This window comes from Acidobacteriota bacterium (assembly GCA_016196035.1).
Classification (GTDB): domain Bacteria; phylum Acidobacteriota; class Blastocatellia; order RBC074; family RBC074; genus JACPYM01.
Genome location: JACPYM010000006.1, coordinates 122,671 through 132,472, shown reverse-complemented (window position 1 = coordinate 132,472; position 9,802 = coordinate 122,671). Strand labels below are relative to the sequence as shown.

Sequence of the window (9,802 nt, the reverse complement as noted above, 5' to 3'; positions counted from 1 at the left end):
GCTTTGGACGCAATTCCTACCGCAACCTGGTTTCCTGCTGTCTTGAATGCAACTCGCGCAAGGGCGACCGTCCGGCCCGGGATTTTCTGCGCACGCTCTACCGCCAGGGGCGCCTGACGCCCGCCGAGCTCGACGGACGCCTCCGCGCCTTGAAAGACCTCGCCGCAGGCAGGCTCCGCCCTGTGCTCCCGTAGGGCTCACATAAAACAAAACCGCAGGGGAAAACATCCCGTCTGTCCCCGAGTTTCCATCTCTCCCATCTCTCCGGGCTTAACAAGCCCAATGGCTACCTTCTCGGCTCATACCGCATCGCCACCGCCCCCGAGCCGAACTCCAGCCGGCTCACGAGCCTCAAGTCGACACGCTTCGATAGCCCCGCGAACAACGTCGGCCCGTGGCCCGCTAGCGTGGGCTGCACGACGAACTCGTACTCATCGATCAATCCCAGCTCCGCCAACTCAATCCCAGCTCCGCCAATGCCAGCGGGAGCTTCACGCCTCCCACGAACAGTCCCTTACCCGACTCCCGCTTGAGCTGTTGAACGGCCTTCCCCATATCCCCGCGCACGAGCTCCGCGTTCCAATCGACGTGGTCCAGGGTGCTCGACACGACGTACTTCTTTGCCGCGTCGATCGTCCGGGCGAAGGGTTCCGTCCAATCAGGCATCGCTCCCATCCGCGGCGACCGCCACGCTGCTTCCATCATTTCGTAGGTCACCCGGCCCAAGAGGAGAGCATCGGCCTGGTCAATGTTTTCCATCGCGTGACGATGCAACTCTTCGTCTGCGGGAATTGCACGATGATCGCAGCACCCGTCCAATGTGACATTGATGGAATACCGAAGTGGTCGCATTGTGATTCTCCTTTATGTTTGTAGCTGGTGATCAAATCGCAATCTCCCAAGCCGTAACCTAACATAACTTCCAGACATAGCTTTTAGTCCCTTAAGATTGTTTCAGCGCCGCCAAAATCTCTTTCCGCGCCGCTGCCCCCGCCGGGAACAGTCCGCCAATGATGCCCATCACCACCGCGAAGGCGATGCCCATGAGCATGATCGCGGGCGTGATGCGGAAGTTGAAGGTGAATTCGCTGAAGGTGATGAAGCTGCCGATGCCGGTGGTGAAATCGTTGAGCGGCAGCACCAACAGGCAGCCGATGACACCGCCCAGCAGGCTCAGCAACAACGCTTCGATCAGGAAGCTGGTCAGGATGCCGAGTTTGGAAAAGCCCAGCACGCGCAAGGTGCCGATTTCCGGCGCACGCCGCGCCACCGCCGCATACATCGTATTCATCGCCGCGAAGCTGGAACCAATCGCCATGATGATGGCGACGAACATGCCCAGAAAACGAATCGGCGCCGCCGAAGCCATCTGCTCCTGGTAATAGGCCTTTTCCGTCACCGCGTCGGCATTCAAGCGGCGGTCTTCTTTCAGGTCGTTCATCAGCGCTTGCATTGCCACGGCATCAGTGGCGCGGATGAGCACGGAACTCAGCGCCGTTTCGCGGTTTTGATCGGAGGCGAGTTGCGCCAGATCGCAAAAGACTTCGCTGTTGGCGGCGGAGCGCCCGCCATCCATCACGCCGACGACTTCCCATGCGCCGCGTCCGAATTCCAGTTTCCCGCCGAGGCGTGCTTTGGGGTAGCGTTTTGCCAGGCCCTTGCCGACGACGACTTCGCGGCGTCCGGGTTGAAACATGCGGCCCTCAGCGATGCGCACATAATCGCGCATCGCAAACCCCACCGGCGTTAGTCCGCGCAAACTGATGTTGATGCCGGCGGGGTTTTCGGGGCTTTCGAGCAGGATGACCGTGACCAACTCAAGCGAAGCCATCGGCTCGCCTTCGGGCGTGCGCGCGATGCCGGGTTTGACCTTGATGGTCTGGAATTGTTCCTGCGTCACGTTGGAATTGAGTTCCGCGTTCGCGCCTTTGCGCGTCACCAGCAGGTGCAGCGGATGGCCGGTCGCTTCGAGCGAACTGCGCAGCCCTTCGACCATCGCCGAAATGCTGAGCAGCACCGCCACGGTCAACGCAATGCCCAGCGCCGTCATCAGCGTCGTCGTGCGGCGCGCGATCAGGTTGCGGATGTTATAGGAAAGCGGGATTTTCATAATTCACCAGTAACTACGCGGGCCATGTTCGCTAACGCTTTTTCGCTTTGGCCGCGGCTTTTGCCAAATTTTGCTTAACCCGGAACTGCACAATCTTATGTATCAAGCCCAATGGGACTGGCTGATCCAACGGGAATCTTACCGAACCCTTCGCGCCTTCATAAACGGATAGCTCGTCTTTGAACTCCTCGATTCCACTCGGCGCGGGGTAAAAACCGAGATGGTTTTTGAAGGCTGCAAAATGCACCAGGTTCCCCTTCAACACAAAGGTCGGCATTTGATACTTGATCGCTTCCGCTGCGTCCGGCGCCGCTTGGCGGATCGTCCGCCTGATCTTTTCGAGCTTTTCTTGTACCTCAGTTGGAAACCTCGCGATGTATTCATCTATGTTATTGGGGGCGGATTGATTAGTTCGCATCTTACTATCCTCCGTAACATCCTGGGTAACATCCTGAGTGACATCCTGAACCGCATGGCGTGGCCGTTGGGCATTTATTTTGTTACTTCCCAACTTTCCACCGCGCCACCGATTACTTTGAAAAAAGGGTGCGCTTCAACCTGGCTTGTCTTGGACAGTTCTTTGTATTTCCTCGGGTCGCGCTGCTTTAACTTACGCTTGAGATGGTTCCATTCATACAAAACCTGTCCTTCAGTGGTGGGGATTTGAGTTAGTACACGGCCAGGCGCGATTTTGTCTCGATCAAATTGAAACGCTCTGCTTTGTGCCTCTTCGTATAAGCCCAGCAGGTAAGTTGCGATTGCCGCAACCGGATCAGCCTGCGCTTTGAAGCGGTCAAGTTGCGGATGCCGGGTATAGCCTTTGGTTTCTCCTTTGAGCACTTTCTGCGCCAGCAGGGCTTCGCGCCAGGCGGCAACCAGTCCCTTGGAATCGAGATATTTTGGATGGAGCGACCAGATTCGCATAGCTTGTACTTTGGTCTATGTCCTATTCTGCCACGCTATCAGCTTTCTGGGTAATGGGCTAAAGTTGTGTTGCTGTCTAAAAGGGAAGAACTATGCTGACAGATGGCGACGGACACGCCGTCCCTCGCGCTACTACGTTTTGCCAACAACACAACTTTAGCCCACTACCGCTTTCTGCCGGCAAGTAGGTCGCAACCACCACGCCATTCGCGGTTGCCTTTACGTCGCGGAGCTTGAAATTGCTGGGCGTCCCACCATCAACAAAGAGACGGCAACACGTGCCCAGCGCCAACGGATCAATCAGCAATACAAATTCATCCACCAGGCTCCACCGCACCAACGATTGAACTAACGCGCTGCGGCCGAAGATCAAAAAGTCTTTCTCCTGCTCCGCCTTCAACCGCTCTAGCGCCTTGGCGACGTTACCGTGGAGTAACGTGGAGTTACTCCACAGGTGCTGAACTTACGGCCCGATCAATCCCATGCTGCTGCCCGACGGGTCTTTGAAATAGCCGAAACAGGCCATGCCCGGTATCGGCATGGGGTCGCCCATGCGCGCGCCGCCTGCGGCTTCGATTTCCGCGATCTTTGCGACGACATCCGTGACGTATATGTAAGCCACGGCGGGCAGCCCTGGCGTATGCGATTGGAAGACACCGCCGATGCCCGCGCCGGGATCGAACGCCATGTATTGCGGCATCGTTTCCAACGTACCCCAGCCGAATAACGCGCCGAAGAAACGCGCCGCTGCCTTGCCATCGGCAGCATACATTTCCAGACTGCAAAGCGTGCCTGCGGGCGGTTTGGGGTTGGAGCCAAACGGCATGGGAATATGCGGCAGCATGGTTCCAGGCGCAACGCCATTCGTGAGTCCGTAAATGGTTCCTGACAGGTCTTTGAACCGCGCGAGCCTGCCGGCCATCGGCACGTCCCAGGCGGCGTGTTCGACTGAGCCGCCGGCGGCCACGATCCGTTCCAGCGCGGCGTCTACGTCGGGCACGCCGAGGTAAGGAACCGCCGAGGGGAAGCCGTCAGGAAGACCGGAACGCCATGCCACGTTCGGCCCTGCCGGAACCACGGCGCCAGTCAATTCGGCTGACACCGCATGCGGTTGCCAGCCGAATAATTCGGCATAGAACTTGATCGAAGCTGCTATGTCGTTGGCCGAAATGACGACGAAGGGGATCGGATGTTTACCGCTTCCTGGCGGTAATTTGGACATGTCCATTGCCGTTTCTCCTCTGTCAGAAACTCAGTCGGTGAATCTCAAGGCCTCGACAATCGAACGCCGCGACGCGCCCCAGGCCGGCACAATCGAACTGACCACGCCAATGGTCACGGCAATCAGCAAACAGAGCAGCGTCACCGAGAGCGGCAGCGTAAGCTGGCTCGTATTCACAAAGGTCGAAGGCGCTGTGCGCAGCAGGGCGAGCAAGCCGCTCGTCAGCAACAGCCCCAGCGCGCCGCCGATCAGCGAGATCAACACCGCTTCGCCCACCAGCACCAGCAGGACGATGCTGTTGGTATAGCCCAGCGTTTTGAGCACACCCACCTCGCGCACGCGTTCGCGCACGGCCATCGCCATCGTGTTGCCCGACACCAGCAGGATCGTGAAGGTCACCGCCGCGCAAATCGAAAGCAGGATCAGTTTCACGTTGCCGAGGAAGCCGACGAAGCTCAGCGCAAAGGCCTGTTCGGTTTCAGTCTTGGTTTGTACCGGCGCATTGTGGAACTTGTCGTCAATGGCTTTGGCCACGGCATTGGAATCTTCGATGCGATTGAGCCGGATGGTGAACGTGGCGACGACATCACGGAAGGCTGGCAGCGCGGCGACGCTCTCGTTCAGATATTTGTAGTGGAAGAAGAGCGTCTCATTGTCGAGGGCGCAATCGTAGATGCCGCGAATGACGAGGTCGAGCTTGATCGGATAGGCGTCGCCCTCGAGCGCGACGTGGTCGCCGACTTTCATGTTGTGCCGCGTGGCCGTTTTGCGGCCTACAATGCAGGCGGTTTGCTCTTGCAGGAAGGCCGCGCGCTCGGCGTCAGGCAGCTTGTATTCGGGATTGACGACAGCCAGCTTGTCGCCCTCGATGGCAAAGCGCGCGAAGAAATTGGCCGGATCGCGCGCGTCTTTATATGTGCCGCCGAACCATTGAAAGATCATCGCCTCTTTGACGCCGGGGACTTGCTTGATCTGCGCTTGATAGGAGAGCGGCAGCGGATTGGCGAGCGAGATGCGATTGCGCGTAATCAAACGCAGCGCCTGATCGGGCGTCACTTCGGCGTGAAAGAACGAGTTGTAGAGCGCCAGCAGCGTGCCCAGCAGGCAGAGCGAGGCCGCGATGCTGATGATGGTCAGCAGGCTGCGGCGGCGATTGCGCAGACTGTTTTTGAAAATCAACGGGAGGTGGCGAAACATAAGGGGCGCTCCTTTGAAAAGATAGAGCAACGTTACAGCAGTGGCGTACACACAATGCGGTACAGGGAGCGGTAGCGACCTGGTTCTTCCGGTTGGCAACACATCAAAAACCAGGTCGCTACCGCTCCCTGTACCGCACCACATTCTTTTCGGAGCCGCCATCTTATGTGCATTGCACACGTGAGACAACCCGTGGCAGCTTACAAATTCAACCGGCGGCGGATGCGCGGTTCCAGTGCCGCGCGAATCTCGGCATCTTCCAACGCGTACTCGATCAGCGTTTGCAGGTAATTCACCGGATCGCCAATCGTCAGCCATTCACCGTCGGTGACAGGATTGACCACCACACGCCCGCCGCGCCGCACGTATTCACGCACGGCATCGGTCAACCATAATTCGTTGGCTTGGCCCAGCGGAATCTCGCGCAGAATTTGAATCACGTCGTGCGAGAGCAGGAAACGGCCAAACATCGCCAGATTGGATTTGGCCTCGGCGCGCGGCGGTTTTTCGATCACATCACGCATCACATTCGTCGTGCCCTCTTGCAATTCGACGATGCCATAACGCACCACCTCTTCCCAGGCGACCGGTTGGACGCCGACCGCGAGCGCGCCCGTGGCGTGGTGCAATTCGATCAGTTGTTGCGCGAAGGATTTCTTTGTCTTGAGAATGTCGTCGCCATACGCATAGAGAAAGCCCGCGCCCGCCGGGATGTGCTGTTGCGCGACCAAGAGCGGCGTGCCGTTGCCATAAGGCCCGGCTTGCGGCTCGAAGATGATTTCGATGTCGGCGAGGCGGTCTACGAAGTCGTCCAGGGCTTTGTGCTTGCCGCGCGCGGGCGCATTCGACAGATCGTATTGGCGGTGTAGCGGCGCGGCGTTTTCGCCGGTGATGATGATGATGCGGTTGAGGCCGGCGGTGATGTATTCGTCAATGATCAGTTGTAAGGCGGGTTGGTTAATGACGGGCAGTAATTCTTTGGGATAGCCGAGCGTCACGGGCAGCATACGCGTGCCCGAACCGGCAGCGGCGATCACTCCTGTTTTCACTTCCATTGATTCTGGTTCCTTTTAAGGCTTTGCGGGTGGCGGCGCCACGCGACGTTTACGTCCGTTGGCAGCAGGCCCACTAGGGGTAGGTTGGTTGACGGGGATCAATTCATTGACACGGCGCGGACGCGTGTTGACCGGCGGCGGCGGTTCGGCAGGCGCTGCGTTGTCAGCCGGTTTAGTGGGCACGGCTTCATACCGCACGGTAATAGGCGGTTCCGCCGGATTGGCTACGGTGATGTTCGGCGCGGGGACGAGTGGGGCAGGCGGTTCTTCTTCTGCGGCTGGAACCAGCCGCAAGCGTCTGAAAAATGCAGGATCGGGCGCGTAAGTCACGGCCAACTGCACAGGTTTGTCCGCCGGCAATTCCGGCAAGCTCACAGGTTGGGCCGGAGCTGGCGCGCTGGTTTCAACGGCGGACGCGTTGTTGGCTCTGATTTCCGGCACGGTTAGCGGCGTGGAAGGCGGCACGAAAAGCGGTTTCTCAGGTTCTTTTTCCGCTCCTTTTTCCGGCTCGTTTTCAGTGGCTCTCGCCAGCGTCGGCGCGGGTTCTTTCTCGGCTACTTTTTCGGTAGCAGGGGGCACAGCATTGCGCGCGGCGGCCTCAGTGTTGGCCGTCGTTATGGGCGGTAGTGTCACAGCGTTTTCAGCCGTCGTCGTTGGCGTGGTTACGGGCGCAGTTTCGCGGGCATTTTCTTTCAGTTTTTCCGGCAGTTTTTCCGGTTCCTTTGCAGCCAATTCTTTCGCGCTTGGTTCTTTCGCGCTTGGTTCTTTCGCGCTTGGTTCTTTCGGCAACTCTTTGGCGATGACCGCTACTTGCGCTTTCTCTGCTTGCTGTTCCGCAGCCTTTTCAATGACCGGCTCTTTTATTGGCGTTGCAGCAGGAGCAGGCGGCGGATTGACGGCGGCGGTCTTGGTGGCCGGTTCCGGCGTGGCGCGCGGTTGCGGTTTAGGCGGGGGCGGCAACGGGAAATTCGGTCGGCCTCCATTCGCTGTTTTAGGATTGACCGGAATGCCATACAGCCCGACGCGCAACTTTTCAGCCGACGGCGGGTTGGCCGCTTCGGTCTGCGCTGTCTTGCCGCTATCGCTGCCGCGCGTGGGTGTGGACAAAGCCGGGCGGCGCTCGTTGCCATTGGCTTCGTTCGGGCGATTGACCAGCAATTGATTGACGTTGAATTCGGGCTTGGCCGTTGTTGGCGCGGGGTCGCCGGTGTTCGCTGCCGTCGTTGTTGGTGTCTGTGTTTCCGCGTGGTTGGCGGCATTGGCGGCGGCGGCAATCAGCCCGGCGGTTTTGGCGCTGAGCGGTTGGCCGAGTTTTTCACCCAGGCCGTTGAGCGAACCATGCACCTTGCGATAAAGCGATTCGACCACCGAGCGGTTGAGGTCCGCCGTGTTTTTATCGGCGGGCGTTTCATACGCGGCCAGCGCCAGTTCCAAGGCGACCGGCAGCTCGCCTGCGGCTTCTTTCGCGGCGGAGAGATGGCGCAACGCTTCTTTGCCTTCGGGTAACGGGCCGTAGGTCAACACCGCCTGGCTCAAGGTGCGCACCGCTTCGGGATTTTGATTGGCCTTGAACAAAGCCCAGCCACGCGCGTCATAAGCGCGGCCCCGGAAGGTGCGCAACCGGCCTTCGCGGTCATAGTTGGGGTAGTCGCGCACGGAGCCTTCCGCCTCGGTCGCCACCTCCGCAAGTTCCAACGCCTGGTCAGCAAATTTAACGGCTAGCGGCAGGGCTTTCCCGGCTTGTGCCAGCCGTCGCGCCATGTACAGCGCGCGGAACGAACGGCGCGTGCCCTCGGCTTCGACAAAGGTGCGGGCGGATTGTTCGAGCAAGTCGGGATTGTTTTCTTTGCCAGTCTCTTTTGCAGCGGGCGCGGCGGTCTTGTTGTCGGGCGTCTTATCCGTCAGGCGCGCATTCACGCGGGTCAGTGATTCGGCAATCTTGAAAAGTTCGTCGCTGGTCGGCGGCTCGGCCAGGAAGATTGCGGCCTGATGCTCGGGCGCGAGCAGATCGCGCAATTCATCGGCTTGCACGTCGCGCACGCCGCCCAGCCGCGTCGTGAATTTGTCCTGCGCGGAGTAGCGAAAGGCCTTGCCCAGCCATTCGGACGCGCCATCGAAATCTTCGACAATCAAATAAAGCTTGGCGAGCGTGAACGCCAGCGTCGGGAAGCCGGCGTATTTTTGCGCCGCCAGCAAATGCCGCTCGGCCTCAAAGTATTTGCCTTCGGCCAGCTCAACCTCGGCGGCTGCGATGCGCGCCCAACTGAAACGCGGTTCGACCAGCAAGGCGGCCTCGGCGGCCTGGCGCGCGGCTTTCAACTTGTTTTGCGCGAGGTAATAAAACGCCAATTGCGTTTGCAACAGAATGTCCTGGCGAATCTCGTCGCTCGATCCGCGCAGGTCGCGCACCTGATTGAGCGCGGCGGTGGCTTCGTCTTCTTTGCCCAACGCGGTGTAAGCCAGCGCCAGACCTTTGTGCGAAGCCGTATGCTTCGGATCAATCTCCAATTGTTTTTGATACAGCTTCAACGCGTCTTCATACGCGCCCTGCGAGCGGTAGAGGTTCGCCAGATCATAAAACGCGCGGCGGTCTTTGGGGTCGTAACGCACGGCCAATTGATAAGCCGCGATGGCGTCGCCGATGCGCAAGCCCATGCGATAGGCCGCGCCCAAGGCGCGCTGCAAACGGGCGTCTTCGGGTGCGAGGTGCGTCGCGTTTTCCAGCGTATTGATCGCTTCGCCCGACGCCTCGATGCTCAGGTAATACTCGCCCAGCGCGGCCAGCCGCTCAGCCTCGTTGGCAAAGCGCGTTTCGAGCAGCTTGCCCAGCGTGACGGCCTCGGCGCGATAGCCGCGCGTCGAGACGGCCATCGGAATCTTGACGACGGTGTCTTCAAAAAATTGATCGCTGACTTGTTTGGGCAAGGCTTTGATCGCGCGTTGAAAGGCTTCGACGGCTTTTTCGATGTTGTTGTCGTTGAGTTGTGCCTCGCCGATTTGCGAGTAGCTGAAAACGACGGCCTCACGCGCCGTCAGCGCCGCTTCGCCCGTGGCATTGGTTTTCAGGAATTGTTGCAGCGAGGTGAGCCGGGCCGCCGGGTCTTCAAGCGCCAGAATGTCATTGAGCGCGCGCGGCGCTGGGGCCGGTGGATTGGTGGTTTGCGCACGCGCGGCTTGGGCCAACAGCAATAGTGAGAGCAATAACCCCAACCGCATCTTTCCCGCAATTTGTTTCCGTCGAAAGTTCATGAACCTCTGCTCAACGCGCGCCAACATTGTTTGGGGGAGAACAAG

At 59.3% G+C, this 9,802-nt stretch carries 8 protein-coding genes and 1 pseudogene; all 9 read right to left on the bottom strand.

Annotation, left to right across the window (positions count from 1 at the left end):
• Positions 1-286: 286 nt before the first annotated feature.
• Positions 287-852, bottom strand: a pseudogene (locus tag HY011_02575) (dihydrofolate reductase family protein).
• 91 nt (positions 853-943) lie between these two features.
• Positions 944-2,110, bottom strand: coding sequence for an ABC transporter permease (locus tag HY011_02570; GenBank protein ID MBI3421802.1), 1,167 nt, complete (start codon positions 2,108-2,110; stop codon positions 944-946).
• Between the two features lie 31 nt (positions 2,111-2,141).
• On the bottom strand, positions 2,142-2,528 hold the full coding sequence (locus HY011_02565; GenBank protein ID MBI3421801.1) for a DUF1801 domain-containing protein: 387 nt from the start codon (positions 2,526-2,528) through the stop codon (positions 2,142-2,144).
• Positions 2,529-2,602: 74 nt separating this feature from the next.
• Entirely contained in the window at positions 2,603-3,034 is a 432-nt protein-coding gene (locus tag HY011_02560; protein MBI3421800.1) for a hypothetical protein, read from the bottom strand.
• A 76-nt stretch (positions 3,035-3,110) separates the two neighbouring features.
• Positions 3,111-3,434 carry a dihydrofolate reductase family protein gene (locus tag HY011_02555; protein MBI3421799.1) on the bottom strand — a complete coding sequence of 108 codons (324 nt, stop codon included), beginning with the start codon at positions 3,432-3,434 and terminating at the stop codon, positions 3,111-3,113.
• Between the two features lie 63 nt (positions 3,435-3,497).
• A complete protein-coding gene (locus HY011_02550; GenBank protein ID MBI3421798.1) occupies positions 3,498-4,262 on the bottom strand; it encodes a VOC family protein in 765 nt (254 codons plus the stop codon).
• Between the two features lie 24 nt (positions 4,263-4,286).
• The gene (locus HY011_02545) at positions 4,287-5,453 is read right to left on the bottom strand and encodes an ABC transporter permease (protein ID MBI3421797.1); all 1,167 of its coding nucleotides are present in this window, start codon (positions 5,451-5,453) and stop codon (positions 4,287-4,289) included.
• Between the two features lie 200 nt (positions 5,454-5,653).
• Positions 5,654-6,508, bottom strand: coding sequence for an NTP transferase domain-containing protein (locus HY011_02540; GenBank protein MBI3421796.1), 855 nt, complete (start codon positions 6,506-6,508; stop codon positions 5,654-5,656).
• 15 nt (positions 6,509-6,523) lie between these two features.
• Positions 6,524-9,757 carry a tetratricopeptide repeat protein gene (locus tag HY011_02535; protein ID MBI3421795.1) on the bottom strand — a complete coding sequence of 1,078 codons (3,234 nt, stop codon included), beginning with the start codon at positions 9,755-9,757 and terminating at the stop codon, positions 6,524-6,526.
• Positions 9,758-9,802: the final 45 nt, after the last annotated feature.